The following is a 20,935-nucleotide window of genomic DNA, read 5'->3' as shown; positions in this document are numbered from 1 at the left end:
GACGTTCTCCTCGGAGGTGGTGCTCAGTGCGCGGCCGCGGCCGGCTCGAGACGGTGGGCGAGCTCGGGGGACTCCTCGTGCAGCATCCGCACGACGGTCAGGTGCATCCACAGCGCGCTGAGCGCGACGAGGACGAAGAGGACGAAGAAGGTGGAGGTGGGGAAGCCCGTCCACGCCTTGGTGTAGGCGAACAGCGGCGGGAGGGCGAAGCCGCCGAGGCCGCCGAGCATCCCGACCAGGCCGCCGACGGAGCCGACGGCGTGCGGGAAGTACTCGGGGATGTGCTTGTATACGGCCGCCTTGCCGATGCCCATCGCGCTGCCGAGGACGACGAGCAGGGCCGTGAACGGGACGATGCCGAGGCTGTAGGCGAGGTGGGAGGACTGCGAGCCGTCCGCGTGCTGGATGACGAGGTGGCCGTTCGGCATCATGAGCAGCCCCGAGGCCAGGAGCATCACCGCGAAGGTCGCGTACATGACGCGGCGGGCACCGAGGCGGTCGGAGAACCAGCCGCCGAGCGGCCGCAGCAGCGACGCGGGGAAGATGTAGAGCGCGGTCAGGAGACCGGCGACGGTGAGCGAGACGCCGTAGTTGTCGACGTAGTACTTCGGCAGCCAGGCGGCCAGGGCGACGTAGGCGCCGAAGAAGGCGACGTAGTAGAGGCTGAAGCGCCACACCCGGACCTGCCGCAGCGGGGAGAGCTGGGAGGCGATGGTCGCCGAGCGGCCCGGCATCCGGTCGCGGGAGGGGGTCCCCACCCAGACCAGTACGCCCATGACGAGCAGGAGCCCGGCGTAGATGACGGGGACCAGGCGCCAGCCGCCCTGCAACGTGCCGCCGAACCACGCGGCGCCGGCGGTGCCCGCGACGAGGGGAGGGCCGATGAACTTGGTGACCGACGCCCCGACGTTCCCGGCACCGAACACCCCGAGGGCCAGGCCCTGGCGCTCGCGGGGCTGCCAGGCGGCGTTCCAGGCGATACCGGCGCTGAAGGAGTTGCCGGCGAAGCCGACGAGGAAGGCCAGCGCGAGGAGCGCGCCGTAGCTCTGCGCGTGCGCGACGAACCAAGCGGGGACGGCCGTGGCGAGCAGGAGGACGGTCATCACGCGGCGACCGCCGAACCGGTCGGTGAGCATCCCGGCCGGCAGGCGCCACAGGGAACCGTTGAGCACCGCCACCGCGCTCACCCAGGCGAGCTCGGGGTCGGAGAGGCCGAGCTCCTTCTGGATCGGCACCCCGAGGATGCCGAACATCAGCCACGCCGCGAACATCAGGGTGAACGCGGCGCTCGACAGGACGAGCACCCGCCGGGCGCCCGGGGCGCCCACAGGGTGGGCGACATCCCTCGTCGGGGACGTGCCCAGGGTGGTGGCGGGCGATGCCATATGTCCTCCAGTTTGGAAGGAAGATCATCCGTTAAAACTGCCGACGCGGACGCTACTCCCGCCCCGCCGTCCTGACAACTACTTGGCGTAGTAAATGCTGAGAACGGCTCAGAAACAGTGCATTTGCATCATCCGGGGCACTTCACCCCCGGTCCCGGCATGTGCTTATATGGAGCGACAGAGTCCGGCAAATAGGAGGAGGGGAGGATCGTCCGGTGACCACTCCGCAGCAGTACGACGCCGCCGCGCTCCTCGCCTCCCCCGTCCGCCGCCTCCTGGTCGACGTGCTCGAGACGAGCGCCGCGGACTCCCCGCAGGGCCTGACCGCCGCCGAGCTCGCGCCGCAGGCCGACCTCCACGTGACGACGGTGCGCTTCCACCTCGACCAGCTCGTCGCCGCGGGAGTGCTGGAGAGCGAGTTCGTCCGCACCGGGGGAGCCGGCCGGCCGCGCAAGGTCTACCGACCCCTCCCGCCCGCGACCCCGACCGGGGCCGGCCACCCGGAGCCCCTGCGCCTGCTGACGACGCTGCTGACCGAGGCGATGACGGCCTCGGTGCAGGGCGAACGCATCACGCCCTACGAGGCAGGTCGCCGCTGGGCCCGCGAGCACCTGACCGACCACCCGGAGCGCACCCCAGCCGACAGCGCCGGCGTCTGGCTCGGCCGGGTCGGCGAGGTCATCGACGTCCTGGAGGACTGGGGCTACCAACCGGAGGTCTCGACCTCCGAGGGCGGTCGGGCCGCCCGCGTCGAGCTGAGCGACTGCCCCTTCCTCGACCTCGCCCGCGACAACCAGGCCGTCGTCTGCGGCGTGCACCGCGGCCTGGTCGCCGAGTCCATGGTCATGTCCGGTGAGAGCGGCGCTCAGGTGGCGCTCGAGCCGTTCGTCACCGAGACCCGCTGCCTGGCGCACATCCGCACCACCACACCGTTCCGGGCCTCGTAGGCCCTCGACCCTCCCGGAGACGACCCATGGCCACGACCCCCGGACTCGACGGACCCCTCACCGAGGCCCTCGTCGGCACCCGTCGCTTCTTCACCCGCGGCGAGGTCTCGCCGGACCGTCGGGCGCTGCACCGGGAGGGCGGCCGGGCGGGGGACGCGTTCTACCGTGACCGGTGGTCGCACGACAAGGTCGTGCGCAGCACCCACGGGGTCAACTGCACCGGCTCGTGCTCGTGGAAGGTGTACGTCAAGGACGGCATCATCACGTGGGAGGCGCAGCAGACCGACTACCCCTCCACCGGGCCGGACCGCCCGGAGTACGAGCCCCGCGGCTGCCCGCGCGGGGCTGCCTTCAGCTGGTACACCTACTCGCCGACCCGGGTGCGCTACCCGTACGTGCGCGGCGTCCTGCTGGAGATGTTCCGGGAGGCGCGCCGCGCGGTCGGCGGTGACCCCGTGCTGGCCTGGGCCTCGATCGTCCAGGACCCGCAGAAGGCGCGACGCTACAAGTCCGCCCGCGGCAAGGGCGGGCTCGTGCGCTCCACCTGGGAGGAGGTCGTCGACCTCGTCGCCGCCGCACACGTCTACACGGTCAAGCGCTGGGGCCCGGACCGGATCGCCGGCTTCTCTCCGATCCCTGCGATGTCGCCGGTGTCGTACGCCTCGGGCGCCCGCTTCCTCGAGCTCATCGGCGCCCCGATGCTCTCCTTCTACGACTGGTACGCCGACCTGCCCAACGCCTCCCCGCAGATGTTCGGCGACCAGACCGACGTCCCCGAGTCCGGGGACTGGTGGGACGCCGGCTACCTCATCATGTGGGGCTCCAACGTCCCGATGACGCGCACCCCCGACGCGCACTGGATGACCGAGGCGCGCTACCGCGGGCAGAAGGTCGTCGCCGTCTCGCCCGACTACGCCGAGAACGTCAAGTTCGCCGACGAGTGGGTCGCGGCCGCGCCCGGCACCGACGGCGCCCTCGCGATGGCGCTGGGGCACGTGATCCTCAAGGAGTTCTTCATCGACCGGCAGGTCGACTTCTTCACCGACTACAACCGGCAGTACACCGACCTGCCCTTCCTCGTCTCCCTCGAGGTCGACGACTCCGCCCCGGTCGGCGCCGACGGCGAGGCGGCCTACCGCCCCGGGAAGTACGTCGTCGCCGGCGACCTCGACGTCGCCGAGGCCACCTCCGAGAACGCGATGTGGAAACCGGTCGTCCTCGACGCGCGCACCGACACCGTCGCCGTGCCGCAGGGTTCGCTCGGGTTCCGCTGGGGTGACGAAGGGCTGGGTCGGTGGAACCTGCAGCTCGGCGACCTCGAGCCCGCACTGTCGGTGCACGACACCGCCACCGGGTCGGTCCGGGTCGTCCTGCCGCGCTTCGACACCCCCGACGGCAAGGTCGCTCACGTCGAGCGCGGGGTCCCCGTGCGCCGCGTCGGGGACCGCCTCGTGACGACCGTCCTCGACCTCATGCTCGCCCAGTACGGCGTCGCCCGCGACGGCCTGCCCGGCACCTGGCCGGCCGGCTACGACGACCCGTCCACCCCGGCGACCCCCGCGTGGCAGGAGGAGATCACCTCCGTGCCCGCCGAGCAGGTGGTCCGGCTGGCCCGCGAGTGGGCGCAGAACGCCGTCGACACCCAGGGGCGCGGAATGATCCTCATGGGCGCCGGCACCAACCACTGGTTCCACTCCGACCAGATCTACCGCGCGATGCTCGTCCTGACCACGATCACCGGCTGCCAGGGCCGCAACGGCGGCGGCTGGGCGCACTACGTCGGCCAGGAGAAGGTCCGCCCGATCATGGGCTTCCAGCACATGGCCTTCGCCCTGGACTGGCACCGCCCGCCACGGCACATGAACCAGACCGCGTACTGGTACGTCAACACGAGCCAGTACCGCTACGACACCTTCACCGCCGACGACGTCGACGCCGGCACCGGGGTGTTCGCCGGCAAGGGCGTCATGGACCTGCTGGCCCAGTCGGTGCGCCTGGGCTGGACGCCGAGCTACCCGACCTTCGACCGCAGCAGCCTCGTCCTGGCCGACGAGGCCGACGCCGCCGGGATGGCCCCCGCCGACTACGTCGTCGACCAGCTGCAGTCGGGCGCACTGAAGTTCGCCGTCGAGGACCCGGAGGCCGAGGAGAACCACCCGCGCATCCTCAGCCTCTGGCGAGCCAACCTCCTGGGTTCCAGCGCCAAGGGCAACGAGTACTTCCTCAAGCACCTCCTCGGCACGGACAACGCGGTCACCGCGCAGCAGGCGCCGCCGGAGAAGCGGCCGGCGGGCATCGCCTGGCCGGAGGAGGTGCCCGAGGGCAAGCTCGACCTGCTGACGACCATCGACTTCCGGATGACCAGCTCGACCCTCTTCTCGGATGTCGTGCTGCCGGCGGCCACCTGGTACGAGAAGCACGACATCAACACCACCGACATGCACCCGTTCGTGCACTCCTTCAACCCGGCCATCGCACCCCCGTGGCAGTCCAAGACCGACTGGGAGGCGTGGAAGGCGATCGCGAAGCGGTTCTCCGAGCTCGCCGTCGACCACCTCGGCACCCGCCGCGACGTCGTCGCCAAGCCCCTGTGGCACGACACCCCCGAGGCGATGGCGACCGTGCACGGGGTGGTCAAGGACTGGCGCGCGGGGGAGTGCGAGCCGGTGCCCGGCAAGACCCTCCCGGCCCTCGTCGTCACCGAGCGCGACTACCCCGCGGTGTACGACAAGATGACCTCCATCGGGCCGCTGATGGAGTCCGTCGGGATGCTCACCAAGGGCGTGCCCTACGACGTGAGGCGCGAGGTCGACCTCCTGCGCCGACGCAACGGGGTGGTCCCGAGCGGAGCCGGGGAGGGCCAGCCACGCCTCGATACCGACATCCACGTCGCCGACGCGATCCTCCACCTGTCCGGCACCACCAACGGTCACCTCGCGACCCACGGCTTCAAGAACGTCGAGAAGCGCACCGGCACGGTGCTGCACGACCTCGCGGCCGAGCACGAAGGAAAGCAGATCACCTTCGCCGACACCCAGGTCGCGCCCGTCCCGGTCATCACCTCACCCGAGTGGTCGGGCTCGGAGTCCGGCGGGCGGCGGTACTCGCCCTTCACCATCAACATCGAGCGGCACAAGCCCTTCCACACCCTCACCGGGCGCCAGCAGTTCTACGTCGACCACGACTGGGTGCTCGGCATGGGGGAGGCGCTGCCGGTGTTCCGGCCGCCGCTGAACATGACCGAGCTCTTCGGCGAGACCGCCCTCGGCGAGCAGAACGCCCTCGGGGTCTCGGTGCGCTACCTCACCCCGCACAACAAGTGGTCGATCCACAGCGAGTACCAGGACAACCTCTTCATGCTCTCGCTCTCACGGGGCGGGCAGACCATCTGGATGTCCGACCTCGACGCCGAGAAGATCGGCGTCCACGACAACGACTGGGTCGAGGCGGTCAACCGCAACGGCGTCGTCGCAGCCCGCGCGATCGTGTCGCACCGGATGCCCGAGGGCACCGTCTACATGCATCACGCCCAGGACCGGCTGATCGACGTGCCCCTGACCGAGCGCGACGGCAAGCGAGGCGGAATCCACAACTCGCTCACCCGGATCATGATCAAGCCGAGCCACATCATCGGCGGCTACGCACAGCTGTCGTACTTCTTCAACTACATCGGGCCCACCGGCAACAACCGCGACGAGGTCACGATGATCCGCCGTCGCACCAACCAGGACGTGGAGTACTGACATGCGGGTCATGGCGCAGATGGCGATGGTCATGAACCTCGACAAGTGCATCGGGTGTCACACCTGCTCGGTCACCTGCAAGCAGGCGTGGACCAACCGGGCCGGCACCGAGTATGTCTGGTTCAACAACGTCGAGACCCGCCCCGGCCTCGGCTATCCCCGCGGGTACGAGAACCAGGAGGAGTGGCAGGGGGGCTGGGTCGTCAAGAACGGACGCCTGCGTCTGCGGGCCGGAGGTCGGCTGAAGAAGCTCGCCACCATCTTCAGCAACCCGAAGATGCCCTCCATCCAGGACTACTACGAGCCCTGGACCTACGACTACGAGACGCTGCTCAACGCCCCGGCGCAGAAGACCTTCCCCGTCGCGCGCCCGCACTCGCTGATCTCCGGCAAGCCGATCAACGTCTCGTGGAGCGCGAACTGGGACGACGACCTCGGCGGCTCGCGCGAGCACGCCGTCAAGGACCCCATGCTCAAGGGCATCGAGGACAAGGTCCGCATGGAGTTCGAGAAGACCTTCATGTTCTACCTGCCCCGCATCTGCGAGCACTGCCTCAACCCCTCCTGCGCGGCCTCGTGCCCGAGCGGCGCGATCTACAAGCGCGAGGAGGACGGCATCGTCCTCGTCGACCAGGACCGCTGCCGCGGCTGGCGGATGTGCATCACCGGCTGCCCCTACAAGAAGGTCTACTTCAACCACAAGACCGGCAAGGCCGAGAAGTGCACCTTCTGCTACCCCCGCATCGAGGTCGGCATTCCGACCGTCTGCTCCGAGACCTGCGTCGGGCGACTGCGCTACATCGGACTCGTGCTCTACGACGCCGACAAGGTCCTCGAGGCGGCCTCGGTCGAGGACGAGCACGCCCTCTACGAGGCGCAGCTCGGATGCTTCCTCGACCCCGAGGACCCGGACGTGCGTCATGAGGCCGAGGCGGCGGGCATCCCCACCGACTGGGTCGAGGCCGCCCGACGCAGCCCGGTCAAGAAGCTGATCCTCGACCACCGGGTGGCGCTGCCGCTGCACCCGGAGTACCGCACCATGCCGATGGTCTGGTACATCCCGCCGCTGTCGCCGGTCGTCGACGTCGTCAAGGACACCGGCCACGACGCCGAGGACGTCGACAACCTCTTCGGCGCGATCGACACGCTGCGCATCCCGGTCGAGTACCTCGCGAACCTCTTCACCGCCGGCGACGTCGCCCCGGTCGATCGCGTCCTGAAGAAGCTCGCCGCGATGCGCTCGTACATGCGCGACATCAACCTCGGTCGCGACCCCCGGGACGAGATCCCGGCAGCCGTGGGGATGGAGGGGGAGGCGATGTACGAGATGTTCCGCCTCCTGGCGCTGGCCAAGTACTCCGAGCGCTACGTCATCCCCCCGGCCCACGCCGAGCAGGCCCACGCCCTCGAGGAGCTGGCAACCGAGTGCGCTGTCTCCGAGTACGGCGGGGGGCAGAGCGACGTCTTCGGTGAGGGGTCCGGTGCCGCGCCGACGCCGGTCGCGGTGGAGAACTTCCGGGTGCTCCAGCAGACCCAGTCGGCCGACTCGCTCGAGCAGCTGCCCGGGGACAACCCGCTGCGCGGTCGCGTCAACCTCCTCACCTGGGACGGCCGTGGGATGCCGGACGGACTCTTCCCGACCGACCAGGAGGCCGACCGATGAGGTGGCGCCGGCATCGGGGCACGCAGCCGGGCCTGTCCGAGCACGACCTCGTGGACACCTGGCAGGTCGTCTCCCTTCTACTCGACTACCCCGACGAGACGCTGCTCGCGCGGGTGCCCATGCTGCGCAGGGTCGTGGCCGCCCTGCCTGCAGCGCAGCGCGACCCGCTCGACGTCGCCCTCGACACCTTGGAGCGGAGCGACCTCGGGGCGCTGCAGCGCGAGTACGTCGACACCTTCGACGTCACCCGCCGCTGCTCGCTGCACCTGACCTACTTCTCCCACGGCGACACCCGCCGACGAGGGGTGGCCCTCGTCGAGTTCAAGCAGGCCTACCGGAAGGCCGGGGTCGAGTTCGACGTCGACTCCGAGCTCCCCGACCACCTGTGCGTCGTCCTCGAGTTCGGCGCCGTCCACGACTGGGCCACCGCGTGGCACCTGCTCACCGCCCACCGCGTCGGCATCGAGGTCCTGAGAGCCGGTCTCGCACGACGTGGCTCGCCCTGGCTGCCCGCCCTGGAGGCCCTGCGCACTACCCTCCCGCAGCTCGACGGCGACGACGAGACCGCGCTGCTGCGCCTGGTCGCCGACGGACCGCCGCAGGAGGACGTCGGGCTCGAGCCCTACGCCGTCGACCCCCGCCTGAACCCTCGCCCCGAACCCGCCGACACCACCGCGCTGCTCGGCCCGACCATCCCGGTAGGAGCTCCCCGATGACCACCGTCCTGTGGGTGATCGTCCCGTACGTCTGCCTCGCCGTCTTCGTCGTCGGTCACGTCTGGCGCTACCGCTACGACAAGTTCGGGTGGACCACCCGCTCCAGCCAGCTCTACGAGAGCCGGCTGCTGCGCCTAGGCAGCCCGCTGTTCCACGTCGGGATGCTCGGCGTCGTCGCCGGCCACGTCATCGGCCTCGTCATCCCGCAGGTATGGACGAACGCGCTGGGTCTCAGTCCGCACGCGTACCACGTCATCGCCCTGGCCGGCGGAATCCCCGCCGGCATTGCCGCCGTCGTCGGACTCGTCATCCTCGTCTACCGGCGCCGGACGACCGGCCCGGTCTTCCGGGCCACGACCCTCAATGACAAGGTCATGTACGCGGTCCTCGGCACCGTGGTCGTCCTCGGGATGTGGAACACGGTCGCGGGCAGCCTGCTCCAGTTCGGCGGCGAGTACAACTACCGCGAGGGCGTCAGCCCGTGGTTCCGCGGCATCTTCCTCCTCCAGCCCCGTCCCGAGCTCATGGCCGACGCGCCGATCGGGTTCCGGCTGCACGCGCTGCTGGCCTTCCTCCTCTTCGCAATGTGGCCCTTCACCCGACTCGTCCACGTCTTCTCGGCCCCGCTGGGCTACCTCACCCGGCCCTATCTCGTGTACCGCTCGAAGGACGCCCGGCCCGGGCGGGGGACCGGCAACCGTGCCCCGCAGCGCGGGTGGGACCGCCCCGAGCTGACCCGCAAGTGACGCCGTCCCGCCCCCCGACCCGCAAGGAGAGCACCATGACCGACCTCACCGCCGCCGAGCAGGAGTGGCGCACCTGGATCGCCGACGCCTGCGCGTCCGTGGGCGTCGACCCCGCCGACGTCGACGTCACCGGCATCCACGGGCTGACCAAGGACATCGCCCACCACCTCGCCCGCCCCATGGCCCCGGTCGGGTCGTTCATCCTCGGTCTCGCGGTCGGAGCGCGGGGCGCGGGCGGGCACACGGTCTCACAGGACGAGCTGCTCGCCGCACTGCGCACGACAGTGCCCACCACCTCGTGATGACCGTCCTGCCCACCACCCGTCCGGCGCTCGACCCCGAGGTCGCGCTGGCGCGCCTGCTCGGCCGCCTGCACCCGCTCCGTCCGGAGGCGGTGCCGCTCGGCGAGGCGCTGGACCGAGTGCTGGCGCGGCCGCTGCGGGCAGCCATCCCGGTCCCACGCTTCGACTGCTCGGCGATGGACGGCTACGCGGTGCGCGCTGCCGACATCGCGCCGGGTGCACGCCTGCGCGTCCTCGCCGAGGTCCGGGCGGGGCAACCGGCCGCCGTCCCAGTCACTTCGGGCGCGACCGTCCGCGTCATGACGGGGGCTCCGCTGCCGCCGGGGGCGGACGCCGTCGTCGCGTGGGAGCGCACCGGCACGCCCGAGACCGGTGGCGCGCCTGTGGGGGAGCTGGACGACGACCTCCCCGCCTGGGTCGAGGTCCACGACGCGCCTCGGCCGGGACAGCACGTGCGGCGCAGCGGTGAGGACCTGGACGCGGATGACTTCCTCGCCGCGGCCGGTGACGTCGTCGGAGCTGCCGAGATCGCCTTGGCGGCCGCCACCGGTCGCGACACGCTGTGGGTGACCAGGGTTCCCGTCGTCGCCGTCCTGTCCACCGGGGACGAGGTCGTCGCGCCGGGCCGCCACCTGCGGGGCGCGCGCGTCCCCGACGTCAACGGGCCCGTCCTCGAGGCGCTCGTGCGCCGCGCCGGAGGAGTGCCGCTCCGCTTCCCACTGGTGGCCGACGACCCCGACGCCCTGCTGCAGGCGCTCGACGGGCTGTCCGGCCGGGTCGACCTCGTGCTGACCTCCGGTGGCGCGTCGGGTGGCGCCGCCGACCTCGTGGCCCGCCTCGACGGTGGGCGGCACCCGGTCGAGGCCGTCTCGCTGTGGATGAAGCCCGGGAAACCGGCCGTGCTGGGAGTGCTGGACCTCGAGCCGGGACCGGGTGGTGGCCCGGTCGGCTTCGTCGGGCTGCCCGGCAGCCCGGTAGCGGCGATGGTGGCGTTCGAGATGCTCGCGGCCCCTGCCATCGCCTTGCTTGGAGAACGACCCATCGCGGCCCGTGCTGTTGAAGCAACGGCCACGGAGCGACTCCCGGGGGCCGACGGGCGCGTGTCGCTCGTCCGAGTCCGGCTGGAGCGCATCGACGACGGGCGGTGGCAAGCCACACCCATCGGCGGTGAGCGCGCCCACGGCGTGCGCTCCCTCGTGGGCGCGAACGGGCTGGCGGTCGTCTGCGACGCTGACGGGATCGGCGTCGGCGAGTTGGTCACCGTCCGGCTGACGGGCTGGTCCGGCTGCCCGGCGGTTTAGGCGCCGTCCCGATGTTGGCGTCGTACCTTCGACACAACGCGCGGCCGCGTTGAGGCTCGAGCGCCCTGACCACCAAGTCCGAACGCGCTTTGTCCGGGTCAGCTCCCGGATCCCCGGTCTGCGCCGTCGGGGCCGCCGGCACCCGGTACGCGCTCTTCATCGTTTCACCCCCCTGTGTCGACAGTATTCGATCCACGGGCGCATGGCCGGGGATTCGGCAGTCAGCGAGCCAGGACACGCGCCTCAGTAGTCTTCGAGCCCCGCTTCGGAGCCGCCTCTGTCGTAGGTCGCCATGGCTTCGCGATCGCGTCGGGCGTGGTCCTTCACGGACTGGCGCGGGGGCGGGCGCTGTCGACCAGACCGACGGCTGTGTTCAAGTCGGCCGTTGCTGAGCCGAACACAGGGCCCGCCTCGACGCGCAGGGAGCCGGTGAAGACCGGACGTTGACGTGAAGGCCCGTCAAGTGTGATGCCCCCGTCAGGGCTTGGCGTGCGAACGCGCCGCTAAGCAGAGGTCGCTGGGGGCGCCCACGGCCGGGGCAGGGACCGCGGCCGAAGGAGGAGAGGGGATGTGTGCTGTCCTGAACTGCCGGATGCCGTGGCTCGGCTCCGCACACGCGGCGCCGGGTGCACGGGGCGCGGTTCTGCATCGCCTGGTGGGCCACCTCGTGGTCCACTTGGGCGCGGAGCGCGTGGCATTCGAGTCGGGAGGGTTGCCGCGACGGCGGACGCCATCGAGGGGCGCGAGATCGTCGAGGGGGCTGAGCGTCTCGACGATCTGGACACGGTGCCCGTCGTTCACGGGGCAGCTCGGGCCCCTCGCGGCGGGGACGGTGTACCACGAGAGGAGGTCGGAACGGGAGGTCGTCACACGGTTCGTCACGACGCAAGCGGCGGCCGACGTCGATCGGGCGAAGCAACTGTCGCTCGGGTGCGACGACCTGGCCGTGCTCGACGAGGTGGCCCCACCCAGCTGACTTCGGCCGCATGCTGCGGGCCAGGGCGACGGTCAGCGAGCGCGCACGGCCGTCGTCCTGAGCGGGCCGGTCACCGGCGGGCAAGAATTTCGTGTCGGGCCGGTCGGCGCCGCGCGAAAACTCCGTTTCACGAAGGCCCCACCAGCGCAACATCCGTGCAACGGTCGTACCTTCGGTCTAGACCCGGCCGCTTAGCGGGTCAAGCAGTGTGCCCTCCTTCTTTCGGATGGAGGATAGACATGTCCAAGACCCCTCGTTCCACCCTTCCCGGCGAGCGCGACCACATCGTCGACTGCCTCCTTGACCGCGTCGCCGTCACGACAGACCCCGACGAGCAGCGACGGCTGCGCAGCCAGGTCGTCGAGGAGATGCTGCCGCTGGCCGATGGCCTGGCGCGTCGGTACTCCGGGCGCGGTATCGACCGCGACGACCTCGAGCAGGTCGCCCGGACGGCCCTCGTCGCGGCCGCCGACCGCTACCACCCCGGTTCGGGGGCCGGCTTCGTCGCGTTCGCCGTCCCGACCATCACCGGAGAGCTCAAGCGCCACTTCCGGGACTGCGGCTGGGTCGTCCGCCCGCCGCGCCGCGTGCAGGAGCTGCGGGCCGAGGTCGTCGTGGCGGAGGAGAGCCTGCGCCATCGACTGGGGCGCGAGGCGACGGTGGCCGAGATCGCAGAGCTGCTGAAGTGCGAGTGCGCCGACGTCGAGTCGGCACGCCTGTGCGGCAGCGGTTTCCGCCCGGCCTCGCTCGATGCACCGGTGCTGGCGGGAGGGACCGAGGGCGACCGGCTGGCCGACCCCGGGGACTTCGTCCACCGCTTCGAGCAGCACGCCGACCTGCGGCTGGCCCTGGACTCCTTGGGGGAGCAGGACCGGCGCGTGGTGCGGCTGCGCTTCGTCGAGGAGCTGACGCAGTCGGAGATCGGGTCGGTGCTCGGGGTCAGCCAGATGCAGGTGTCCCGCATCCTGACACGCATCCTGCGGCAGCTGCGGGGGAGCCTCGACGCGGTCGCCGCCTGACCAAGTGGGATCGGCGTGAGGGCGCCTTCGCTTGAGGCTCGCTGTCCGGCCCATAGTCGTGGTGATGCGGCACGGGTGCGCGTTTGGAGAAAGGCCCTGCCGATCAGCTCGTATTGCGGATCCTTCGGGACGTGCATCGGCATGCTGAAGGCCCCGCAGGGAGTTTCGCGCGCCCCTGTACGGCGTGCGGGTCCGTGTCCGCCCAGCAGGTAGGGAAGGTGGGGGTCAAGCGGACCGTCGCGCCGGTGGCCGCGCAGCCTTGGGGTGACGTCGACGGCGTCTACCGCACATCCCTCCAGACGACATCTCGAGTGGGACTGCCGAAGGTTCGGTTGACAGCCCCACGTGCCTCCTGGGTTGGTGTCAAGTTGAGGAGTTGAGGGCGCATGTAGAGGCTTCGCCAGTGACTCGCCTCTGCGCTCCCAAGTTCCGCGAGCGAGCGGTCGCGTTGATGGGTCCCGGATAGCAGGTGAAGCGGACCGCTGACCAGCCCTACACAGGCCGTGGTGCTCGCCTACGAGACCGGACTCGTCCACTTCGGGTCGATCACGGATGGCCACCCTGATTTGACGTCGATGGTGCGTTTAGACCCCATGGAGTAGAGTCCCCGACTTGAACTACTCACGTGCGGAACGCCGTCCGGCCCTGGGCGCCGCTCACCCGGACTCTCGTGGGCGGTAGCGGTTGCTCTGGGCCCAGCTGCGCCACACGCGACCCCACCCCAGCCCGGGCAGGAGACTTGTTCCGGCACGAGGATGGGTCGATGGTGCAGGCGTGGACCGCGCGGTGATCGTTCTCGGCTTCCGCTTGAAGAGCCCCGGGCTCAACGGGTGAGCGCATTTGGCGGCGGCATGACGTAGGTGGAAGGGCATACTTGTGCCGCTGTGTGGTGCTGAGGACGACCTATCGGGGGCCAGCCACCGCGCGTCACCAGTTCCTGTCCTACTCGCCCGAGGACCTGTCTTCCCGTCGGCGTGAGGCCGGTGCGGTGGTGTGCCCGATGGGCGACCACATCTGTCGACGCGAACAGACAGCAGTACGGCTTGAGCCTCTGGGAGCTTCCGGTCAAGTCCCTGATGGTGGTGTAGCGCTGCGTGCTCCTCTTTGTGGTTATGCGGTCAGGGCGGGGAGGGCGTCGGCTCCGATCTCTTGGTCGGTTGAGGGCACGATGGTGACGCGGGAGCGGGCGAGGACCTCGAGGCCGAGGTAGCGGCGCCCTTCGGCCCATTCGTCGGTCTGCTCGGCCAGGACAGCGCCGACGAGTCGCACGATCGCGGTGCGGGTGGGGAAGATGCCGACGTAGTCGGTGCGGCGGCGGATCTCCCGGTTGAGGCGTTCGGTGGGGTTGTTGGACCAGATTTGGGTCCAGATCTCCTTCGGGAAGGTGGCGAAGGCCAGCAGGTCGGCCCGGGCGGCGTCGAGGTGGTCGTGGACGGCGGGGAGCTTGACCTCGCGGTGTCCCTCGCCGTTGACGCCGGTGGCGAGCAGGACCACGGAGTTGACCACGCGGCCTCCTTCGCGGACCTTCATGGTCAGCGCGTCCGCGGTGACGAACGTGAACGGTCCGGCATCGCCCAGGGAGCGGTGGCGGAAGTCCTCGACGATGGCGTCGAGCTCGCCCGACATCCAGGACACCTGCGACTTCGACAGCGAGTCGATCCCCAGGGTCTTGACCAGCTTGTCCATCCGTCGGGTGCTCACGCCGGCGAGGTAGCAGTCGGCCACCACCGTGATCAGCGCGGTTTCGGCCCGCTTGCGCCGCTCCAGCAGCCACTCGGGGAAGTAGGTGCCGGTGCGCAGCTTGGGGATCGCGACATCGATCGTGCCGACCCGAGTGTCCAGGTCCCGGTGCCGGTAGCCGTTGCGCTGCGCGCTGCGTCCCGGGGAGGGCCGGCCGTACTCCGCCCCGACAACGGCGTCGGCATCCGCGGACAGCAGCGTGTTGATGATCGACTGCAGCAGGCTGCGCATCAGATCCGGGGAGGCCTGCGCGAGGGCTTCACCCAGAAGGCCTGCAGGGTCGACAATGTGTGGTGCGGTCATCGTGATGCTCCGTTCGAGGGTGCCGTGAGACGTTCACTCGAAGGATCACGCGGTGGCCGCATCCACGTCCATCATCAGGACGATCTCCGCAACCGCGCTACACCACTATCGGGGACTCAACTGAAAGCGGCTGAATGGTGAGCGCCGATCCGTGAGGCGACACACGATCTTCACCTCTAGCCCCCGGTGCTGCAACCTGTCATGCTTGAAGCAGCACGAAGACCGCGACATCCGCGTCGGCGGGAGCCAATAGGACCTTGGTCGGGTTCTCGCAAGCAGGGCACGCACAGCGCTTTTCGTGCGCGAGCCGCCTTCGAGCAGGGAGGGCGGCTCGCCTGCGCGGGCGCAGGACCGGGGTGATGCGCGCGGGAGGGGCAGGGGCTACCGCGGCCAAGGGCTGCTGTCTCGTTCGGGGAGCGTCCTCCCTCGGGGGCGCGAGGTTGTCGCGTTGTCCTCTGGGGATGGCAGTGGGCGGTTCTTGGTCCACGAGGTCAGCGAGGCGGGACCTCGAGTGATCCGTCGGTGCCATACGACTGCCTTATAGAAGGGACGTGATGGTGCGTCGTGTGTTCTGGGCCTATGCGGTGCTCATCTCAGTCGGGTTGGTCTTCTGCGTGGTGATGGGGCTGATGCTGCGATGAGTGCGCCGGAGCCGCGGGGGTTCTTCCGTGACAACGCGCTGTCGTTGGTTTTCGGCGGACTGTTGCTGCTCACGTTGCTGGGGCAGTCGCTCTGGGGCGTCGTCGGCTACAACCAAGAGGCGAGGACCTTTGGTTTGCAGCAGATCTCGCTGTTCCGGTACGTGACGTCATCGAGCTTCGCGGTGGACGTGGCCGAGAACTGGCAGTCGGAGTTCCTGCAGTTCGTGCTGTACATCTTCCTCACGGTGTGGCTGGTGCAGCGGGGGTCGTCGGAGTCGAAGTCGCCGGGCGACGAGGGCCGTGAGAGCGACGAGCAGCAGATGGTGGAGCAGTTCGCAAGGCCGGACTCGCCGGCTTGGGCGAAGGTCGGAGGCTGGCGCACTCGATTAAATTCGCACTCGCTGGTGCTCGTGATGCTGCTGATCTTCCTCGGGTCTTGGTCGGCCCAGGCGATTGCGGGCCGGGTCGCGAACAACGAGGAGCGGCTGCGCGACCAGCTCGACCCCCTCAGCATGGGGGCGTACCTGGCGTCGCCGGACTTCTGGGGGCGCACGCTGCAGAACTGGCAAAGCGAGCTGCTCGCGATCGGCACCATGGCGGTGTTTGCGATCTATCTGCGCGAGCGGGGGTCACCGGAGAGCAAGGAGGTCGGAGCGCCGCACGCGGTGACCCAGTCCAGCGAGTAGCGGTCGGTCACCATCACTGCCGTCTGTACACGGACGACGCGACCGCCGCTCGACCCGATCCACAGCCGCGAGGGGCTGATGGACCAAACGTCCCCGGCTCACGGATGTGCTTCGGGCATCACGTGCCGGCAGTGAACCAACCCGGGAAGAGACGGCGCTGAAGCGGTGCACCACGAGGCGGGTTGCCGCCCATCGGCCTGAGGGATGGTTCGGTTCGGAGGCCGCCTCAAAGGGCACGCTTGGGGCACGCACGCCTCCACGATTCGGTGTCTTTGCAGGTCAGGCGTCATATTAGAGGGCGCCCCCGGCAGGACTCGAAACTGTTGGCTTCACCTATATCAGGAGGTGAGGCTGTCGGCGATGGAGACCACGAGGCCGCCGAGCATGAACGCGGTCAGGGTGGCGACGAGGGCACCGGTGCTAAACGTGGGGATGAGGCGTCGTGCTCCGTGGGCGGGTGCGGCGTCGTGGTACTCGTGGGTGAGGGCGTGGCCCTTGCCGCGGTTGAGCAGGTAGGCGTTGACGGGGTAGGCGGCGACGAAGGCGACGGCGAGGGAGATCGCCATGCCAATCCAGAAGACGGTGTTGACGAGGCCGGCGTTCATGGCGCCGGGGATGAGGGCCATGACGACGTTGTCGGTGACCTCCATCGTGGCGATGGAGACGGTGTCGGCGGCCAGGACGACGCGCAGGGCGGTGGTGGCGGCCAGCCCGGCCTTGAGCAGGGGGAGGGTGGAGAGGGTGTAGCCGAAGAAGAAGGCCAGGGCGATTGAGATGACGATGGTGCTCGCGTTCCCGAGCCCGGCGGCGGTGCCGATGATGAGGCCCGCGATCTCGCCGATGGCGCACCCGGTCAGGCAGTGCAGGGTGGCGCTGACGGCCATGCGGGCCACGCCGCCGGTGGCGTGACCGCCGTGGTGGTCGTGGCCGGTGTGGGTGGGCGCGTGCTCTGCGTGGCTGGTCATGGGTCCTCCCGGGGATGAGTGGTGGGGGCGTACCGGCGCGGGTGCGTCGGCAGGCGTGGGGTCGGGCGTGGTCAGGAGCGCACGAGGCGGCGGATGGCGTCGGAGGCTTCCTTGAGCTTGGCGGCGCCTTGGTCCTCGCCGGCGCGTGCGGCGTCCAGGACGCAGTGGGCGAGGTGGTCGTCCATGAGGCCGAGGGCGACGCCTTCGAGGGCCCGGTTGAGGGCGCTGATCTGGGTGAGGATGTCGATGCCGTACTGCTCCTGCTCGATCATCCGGGCGATGCCGCGCGCCTGGCCCTCGATGCGGCGCATCCGGTTGAGGTAGCCGTCCTTCTCGCTGATGTAGCCGTGGTGGTGCTCGGGGCTGCTGGGCTCAGGCATGGGGGTCCTCGGGGGTGTCGGTGGGCTGGGTGGTGGTGCCGGTGAAGGTGCGCAGGCGCAGGCTGTTGCCGACGACGAAGACGCTGGAGAAGGCCATGGCTGCGCCGGCGAGCATGGGGTTGAGCAGGCCGAGCGCGGCCAGGGGGAGGGCGGCGACGTTGTAGGCGAACGCCCAGAACAGGTTGGTCTTGATGGTGCGCAGGGTGGCGCGAGAGAGGCGGATGGCATCGCCTGCGGAACGCAGGTCGCCGCGCACAAGGGTGATGTCGGAGGCCTCGATGGCGACGTCGGTTCCGGTGCCCATGGCCAGACCGAGATCGGCCTGGGCGAGGGCGGGGGCGTCGTTGACACCATCACCGACCATGGCGACCGTTCTGCCCTCGGCTTGGAGGCGGGTGACGACCTGGGCCTTGTCTTGGGGGAGCACCTCGGCGATGACCTGCTCGATGCCGACCTGGGCGGCGATGTGCCGGGCGGCGGCCTCGTTGTCGCCGGTGAGCAGGACCGGGGTCAGGCCCATGGCCTGCAGCTCGCGCACGGCCAGATCGCTGGTGGGTTTGACGGTGTCCGCGACGACGAGCAGCGCCCGGGCTTGCCCGTCCCACCCGACGGCGACGACGGTCTTGCCCTCGGACTCGGCGCGCGCCTTAGCCTGCAGGAGCGCGGGGGAGAGGTGCTGGGACCAGTCGGCGAGCAGGGAGGGGCGTCCGACGACGACGGCGTGACCGTCGATGACGCCTTGGACGCCGCGGCCTTCGAGGTTGGTGAAGTCCTCGGGCGTCGGCAGCGGCCCGGTCTCGTCGGCGGCGGCGCGCGCGACGGCCTGGGCGATGGTGTGCTCGGAGGCGGCCTCGAGCGCTCCGGCCAGCCGGAGCGATTCGCACCGGTCCTGGCCCGGTTCGGTGAGGACCTCGGTCAGGGTCATCCGGCCGGTGGTGACGGTGCCGGTCTTGTCCAGCACGACGGTGTCGATCGTGCGGGTCGACTCCAGCACCTCGGGGCCCTTGATGAGGATGCCGAGCTGGGCTCCGCGACCGGTGCCCACCAGCAGGGCCGTGGGGGTGGCCAGGCCGAGGGCGCAGGGGCAGGCGATGACCAGGACCGCGACGGCGGCCGTGAACGCGGCGGAGGTGGGAAAGCCTGCTCCGAGCCAGGCGCCGAGGGTCGCGACGGCGAGGGCGATGACGATGGGCACGAACACGCCCGAGATGCGGTCGGCCAGGCGTTGCACGGCGGCCTTGCCGGTCTGGGCCTGCTCGACCAGCCGGGCCATCTGGGCCAGCTGGGTGTCGGCGCCGACCCGGGTGGCGCGCACGACGAGGCGGCCGCCGGCGTTGACGCTCGCGCCGGCGACGGCGTCCCCGGCGGCGACCTCGACCGGGACCGACTCGCCGGTGAGCATGGAGGCGTCGACGGCGGAGGTCCCGGCGACGACGACGCCGTCGGTGGCGATCTTCTCGCCCGGCCGCACGACGAACTCCTGGCCTGCTGTGAGCTGCTCGACCGGGATCTTGGTCTCGACGCCGTCGCGCAGGAGGGAGACCTCCTTGGCGCCCATCTCCAGCAGGGCGCGCAGGGCGGCGCCGGCCTGGCGCTTGGAGCGCTTCTCGAAGTAGCGCCCGGCGAGGATGAACAGGGTCACGCCGGCGCCGACCTCGAGGTAGATGTTGGCGGCGCCGTCCGAGGGGGCGATGGTCAGCTCGAACGGGTGGGTCATGCCCGGTGTGCCGGCGGTGCCGAGGAAGAGGGCGTAGAGGGACCACAGGAACGCGGCGAGGGTCCCCATGGAGATCAGGGTGTCCATGGTGGCGCTGCCGTGGTGCAGGTTGGCCCATGCTGCGCGGTGGAAGGGCCACGCGGCCCAGAGGATGATCGGGGCCGCGAGGGTGAGGCTGGCCCACTGCCAGTACGTGAACTGCAGCGCGGGGACCATCGACATCGCGATGACAGGGACCGACAGGGCTGCGGCGCCGATCAGCCTGTGGCTCAGCCCGGTCAGCTCGGGGTCTGGTGCGTCCTCGCTCGGCGCGCCTGGGGTGGCGGCCGGCGCCGGCAGGGCCGCGGTGTAGCCGGTCTTCTCGATCTCGGCGACCAGTGCGGCGGGGTCGTAGCCCGCGGGGGTGGTGACCGTGGCCTTCTCGGTGGCGTAGTTGACGCTGGCCTGGACGCCGTCGAGCTTGTTCAGCTTGCGCTCAATGCGGTTGGCGCAGGAGGCGCACGTCATGCCGCCGATCTGCAGCTCGATGGACTGGCCCGTCCTGGGTGTGGTGGTGCTCATCGCTCGGACCCTCCGTGCTGGTGCGATGTGGTGGAGGCGGGTGAGTGGGGGGTCTGGCCCTGGTACTCCCAGCGAGTCACCACGGCCTGCGGCACAAGCGCGCCGGCGGCGGTGAAGGAGGCGACGAAGACCAGGGCCAGGGCGGCCCCGAAGAGCGCCAGCCGGGTGGCGGCGCTCATCGGACGGGCTCGGCGGTGTACCCGGCTTCCTCCACGGCGGCCAGCACCTGCGCCTCGTCGACCTGGTCTCCGCCGACCACGAGCCGCCCGGACGCGGCGTCGACCTCGAGGACCTGGACACCCGGGAGCTCGCTGACCTCTTCGCGGACCGACATCTCGCAGTGCCCGCAGGTCATGCCGGTGACGCGGAACTCGGTGGTGCTCATGGTGTCAACCTCTCGTCGTGATACCCCTACCGGGTACCTGTACGGCTTAACGTATGCCCCAGGGGGGTATTCCGCAAGAGGCTGGTGTCCCACAGGTTCGGCACAGGTGGGAGCGGCACACTGCGGTGTCCCTGTGGAGAAAGGCCGCACCTGCATGCCCACGTCCTCGCTCGACGAGCGGCTCTTCGCCGCGGTCCAGTCATTCGCCCGCTCGACGCCCTGGCTGCACGGGCCGGCCATGCTCTTCGCGACCTACGGTGTCGTGCTGTTCGCCGGCCTGGCCCTGTGGGCGCTGCTGCGGGCCCGAGGCTCCAGCGACCGTCACCTCGCCGCCGCCGGGTGGATTGCGCTCGGCACGCTCGTGGCCGTGACCGTCAACCAGCCGGTCGCCGCCCTGTTCGGCGAGGCGCGCCCCTATGCGACGCACCCCGGCGCGCTGCTGCTCATCCAGCGCACCACCGACGTGTCCTTCCCGTCGGACCACGCCACGATGGCCGGCGCCGTCGCCGTCGGCCTCCTCATCGCAGCGCCCCGGATCGGCCGGTGGGCCGTCGTGGCCGCGGTCGTGATGGCGTTCACGCGCGTCTACGTCGGCGCCCACTACCCGCAGGACGTGCTCGCCGGGCTGCTGCTCGGCGGGCTCGTGGCAGGGGCCGGGTGGCTGCTGCTGCGCCGGCCGCTGATCGCGCTCACGGGATGGCTGCGCGGTCGTCCGGTCGTACGGGAGGTGTTCCGTCTCGTCGCCTCCGGCTGACCCCG

Annotated in this window: 18 protein-coding genes; 11 read left to right on the top strand and 7 right to left on the bottom strand. The window is 70.3% G+C overall.

Annotated elements, in window-relative coordinates:
• Nucleotides 1–23: 23 nt before the first annotated feature.
• Nucleotides 24–1,328: an MFS transporter gene (locus tag KMZ30_RS17750; protein WP_308279844.1), complete on the bottom strand. Its 1,305-nt coding sequence runs from the start codon at nt 1,326–1,328 to the stop codon at nt 24–26.
• A gap of 272 nt (nt 1,329–1,600) precedes the next feature.
• Between KMZ30_RS17750 and KMZ30_RS17745 the strand changes: the two genes are divergently transcribed.
• From KMZ30_RS17745 to KMZ30_RS17705, 9 genes are all read left to right on the top strand, one after another.
• Nucleotides 1,601–2,332, top strand: a complete 732-nt coding sequence (locus tag KMZ30_RS17745; RefSeq protein WP_308279845.1) for a helix-turn-helix transcriptional regulator — start codon at nt 1,601–1,603, stop codon at nt 2,330–2,332.
• Between the two features lie 26 nt (nt 2,333–2,358).
• Nucleotides 2,359–6,075 (top strand): nitrate reductase subunit alpha, encoded by a 3,717-nt coding sequence (locus KMZ30_RS17740; protein WP_215513921.1) that lies wholly within the window; start codon nt 2,359–2,361, stop codon nt 6,073–6,075.
• Nucleotide 6,076: 1 nt separating this feature from the next.
• The gene (gene narH, locus KMZ30_RS17735) at nt 6,077–7,738 is read left to right on the top strand and encodes a nitrate reductase subunit beta (protein WP_215513922.1); all 1,662 of its coding nucleotides are present in this window, start codon (nt 6,077–6,079) and stop codon (nt 7,736–7,738) included.
• On the top strand, nt 7,735–8,454 hold the full coding sequence (gene narJ, locus KMZ30_RS17730) for a nitrate reductase molybdenum cofactor assembly chaperone (protein WP_215513923.1): 720 nt from the start codon (nt 7,735–7,737) through the stop codon (nt 8,452–8,454). The genes narH and narJ overlap by 4 nt, the downstream gene beginning before the upstream one ends.
• Nucleotides 8,451–9,200, top strand: coding sequence for a respiratory nitrate reductase subunit gamma (gene narI, locus KMZ30_RS17725; protein WP_215513924.1), 750 nt, complete (start codon nt 8,451–8,453; stop codon nt 9,198–9,200). Before narJ ends, narI begins: the two co-directional genes overlap by 4 nt.
• A gap of 35 nt (nt 9,201–9,235) precedes the next feature.
• Nucleotides 9,236–9,502, top strand: coding sequence for a DUF6457 domain-containing protein (locus tag KMZ30_RS17720; RefSeq protein WP_215513925.1), 267 nt, complete (start codon nt 9,236–9,238; stop codon nt 9,500–9,502).
• Nucleotides 9,502–10,803, top strand: coding sequence for a molybdopterin molybdotransferase MoeA (locus KMZ30_RS17715; protein WP_215520084.1), 1,302 nt, complete (start codon nt 9,502–9,504; stop codon nt 10,801–10,803). The genes KMZ30_RS17720 and KMZ30_RS17715 overlap by 1 nt, the downstream gene beginning before the upstream one ends.
• Before the next feature lie 655 nt (nt 10,804–11,458).
• A complete protein-coding gene (locus tag KMZ30_RS17710) occupies nt 11,459–11,779 on the top strand; it encodes a hypothetical protein (protein ID WP_215513927.1) in 321 nt (106 codons plus the stop codon).
• Between the two features lie 239 nt (nt 11,780–12,018).
• Complete coding sequence (locus KMZ30_RS17705) at nt 12,019–12,798, top strand: sigma-70 family RNA polymerase sigma factor (RefSeq protein WP_215513928.1); 780 nt, start codon at nt 12,019–12,021, stop codon at nt 12,796–12,798.
• Nucleotides 12,799–13,908: 1,110 nt separating this feature from the next.
• Here the strand turns inward: KMZ30_RS17705 and KMZ30_RS17700 are convergent.
• A complete protein-coding gene (locus KMZ30_RS17700) occupies nt 13,909–14,841 on the bottom strand; it encodes a transposase (protein WP_215513929.1) in 933 nt (310 codons plus the stop codon).
• A gap of 637 nt (nt 14,842–15,478) precedes the next feature.
• Here KMZ30_RS17700 and KMZ30_RS17695 point away from each other — a divergent pair.
• Nucleotides 15,479–16,168 (top strand): DUF6766 family protein, encoded by a 690-nt coding sequence (locus KMZ30_RS17695; protein WP_215513930.1) that lies wholly within the window; start codon nt 15,479–15,481, stop codon nt 16,166–16,168.
• Nucleotides 16,169–16,506: 338 nt separating this feature from the next.
• Here KMZ30_RS17695 and KMZ30_RS17690 read toward each other — a convergent pair whose 3' ends face one another.
• The 5 genes from KMZ30_RS17690 to KMZ30_RS17670 all read right to left on the bottom strand — a co-directional run bounded on the left by KMZ30_RS17690 (nt 16,507) and on the right by KMZ30_RS17670 (nt 20,176).
• Complete coding sequence (locus KMZ30_RS17690; protein ID WP_215513931.1) at nt 16,507–17,133, bottom strand: DUF4396 domain-containing protein; 627 nt, start codon at nt 17,131–17,133, stop codon at nt 16,507–16,509.
• A gap of 71 nt (nt 17,134–17,204) precedes the next feature.
• A complete protein-coding gene (locus KMZ30_RS17685) occupies nt 17,205–17,513 on the bottom strand; it encodes a metal-sensitive transcriptional regulator (protein ID WP_215520083.1) in 309 nt (102 codons plus the stop codon).
• Nucleotides 17,506–19,791 carry a heavy metal translocating P-type ATPase gene (locus tag KMZ30_RS17680; protein ID WP_215513932.1) on the bottom strand — a complete coding sequence of 762 codons (2,286 nt, stop codon included), beginning with the start codon at nt 19,789–19,791 and terminating at the stop codon, nt 17,506–17,508. Before KMZ30_RS17680 ends, KMZ30_RS17685 begins: the two co-directional genes overlap by 8 nt.
• Entirely contained in the window at nt 19,788–19,970 is a 183-nt protein-coding gene (locus KMZ30_RS17675) for a hypothetical protein (protein WP_215513933.1), read from the bottom strand. Before KMZ30_RS17675 ends, KMZ30_RS17680 begins: the two co-directional genes overlap by 4 nt.
• Nucleotides 19,967–20,176 carry a heavy-metal-associated domain-containing protein gene (locus KMZ30_RS17670; RefSeq protein WP_215513934.1) on the bottom strand — a complete coding sequence of 70 codons (210 nt, stop codon included), beginning with the start codon at nt 20,174–20,176 and terminating at the stop codon, nt 19,967–19,969. Before KMZ30_RS17670 ends, KMZ30_RS17675 begins: the two co-directional genes overlap by 4 nt.
• Before the next feature lie 154 nt (nt 20,177–20,330).
• Between KMZ30_RS17670 and KMZ30_RS17665 the strand changes: the two genes are divergently transcribed.
• Nucleotides 20,331–20,930, top strand: coding sequence for a phosphatase PAP2 family protein (locus tag KMZ30_RS17665; RefSeq protein ID WP_215513935.1), 600 nt, complete (start codon nt 20,331–20,333; stop codon nt 20,928–20,930).
• Nucleotides 20,931–20,935: the final 5 nt, after the last annotated feature.

The sequence above is a fragment of the Phycicoccus mangrovi genome, assembly GCF_018729305.1.
Taxonomy (GTDB): domain Bacteria; phylum Actinomycetota; class Actinomycetes; order Actinomycetales; family Dermatophilaceae; genus Phycicoccus; species Phycicoccus jejuensis.
The sequence above is the reverse complement of the archived record's forward strand: the minus strand, read 5'-3'. Positions and strand labels throughout refer to the sequence as shown.

Excerpts from the sequence above, each read along its gene's own strand:
- KMZ30_RS17740 (WP_215513921.1), top strand. The coding sequence starts at position 2,359 with ATGGCCACGACCCCCGGACTCGACGGACCCCTCACCGAGGCCCTCGTC.
- narH (WP_215513922.1), top strand. The coding sequence starts at position 6,077 with ATGCGGGTCATGGCGCAGATGGCGATGGTCATGAACCTCGACAAGTGC.
- narJ (WP_215513923.1), top strand. The coding sequence starts at position 7,735 with ATGAGGTGGCGCCGGCATCGGGGCACGCAGCCGGGCCTGTCCGAGCAC.
- narI (WP_215513924.1), top strand. The coding sequence starts at position 8,451 with ATGACCACCGTCCTGTGGGTGATCGTCCCGTACGTCTGCCTCGCCGTC.
- KMZ30_RS17720 (WP_215513925.1), top strand. The coding sequence starts at position 9,236 with ATGACCGACCTCACCGCCGCCGAGCAGGAGTGGCGCACCTGGATCGCC.
- KMZ30_RS17715 (WP_215520084.1), top strand. The coding sequence starts at position 9,502 with ATGACCGTCCTGCCCACCACCCGTCCGGCGCTCGACCCCGAGGTCGCG.
- KMZ30_RS17705 (WP_215513928.1), top strand. The coding sequence starts at position 12,019 with ATGTCCAAGACCCCTCGTTCCACCCTTCCCGGCGAGCGCGACCACATC.
- KMZ30_RS17700 (WP_215513929.1), bottom strand. The coding sequence starts at position 14,841 with ATGACCGCACCACACATTGTCGACCCTGCAGGCCTTCTGGGTGAAGCC.
- KMZ30_RS17695 (WP_215513930.1), top strand. The coding sequence starts at position 15,479 with ATGAGTGCGCCGGAGCCGCGGGGGTTCTTCCGTGACAACGCGCTGTCG.
- KMZ30_RS17690 (WP_215513931.1), bottom strand. The coding sequence starts at position 17,133 with ATGACCAGCCACGCAGAGCACGCGCCCACCCACACCGGCCACGACCAC.
- KMZ30_RS17685 (WP_215520083.1), bottom strand. The coding sequence starts at position 17,513 with ATGCCTGAGCCCAGCAGCCCCGAGCACCACCACGGCTACATCAGCGAG.
- KMZ30_RS17680 (WP_215513932.1), bottom strand. The coding sequence starts at position 19,791 with ATGAGCACCACCACACCCAGGACGGGCCAGTCCATCGAGCTGCAGATC.
- KMZ30_RS17675 (WP_215513933.1), bottom strand. The coding sequence starts at position 19,970 with ATGAGCGCCGCCACCCGGCTGGCGCTCTTCGGGGCCGCCCTGGCCCTG.
- KMZ30_RS17670 (WP_215513934.1), bottom strand. The coding sequence starts at position 20,176 with ATGAGCACCACCGAGTTCCGCGTCACCGGCATGACCTGCGGGCACTGC.
- KMZ30_RS17665 (WP_215513935.1), top strand. The coding sequence starts at position 20,331 with ATGCCCACGTCCTCGCTCGACGAGCGGCTCTTCGCCGCGGTCCAGTCA.